Raw genomic sequence first — 215 nt, 5'->3', positions numbered from 1 at the left:
GGCGAGTACGGCAAGATCGTCCTCAAGGCCGACGGCACCTACACCTACGAGCTGAACAACAACGACCCGCGCGTGAACGCGCTGCTCGATGGACAGCAGCTCAAGGACACCTTCACCTACACGATCCGTGATGCCGACGGCGACGTCAGCACCACCACCATCACCGTCACCATCAACGGCCACACCGATGGCGTGCCCGGCGTGACCGTCCCCGA

1 protein-coding gene is annotated in these 215 nt (G+C 63.7%); it reads left to right on the top strand.

Translation table 11 applies throughout. The features are described 5' to 3' along the window. On the top strand, window positions 1–215 hold a 215-nt coding region (locus AC1RHV_RS31115; RefSeq protein WP_492302728.1), incomplete at both ends, for a VCBS domain-containing protein.

It is taken from the genome of Achromobacter sp. GW823-FHT04E03 (assembly GCF_058796095.1).
This window is presented reverse-complemented; position numbering and strand designations above follow the sequence as displayed.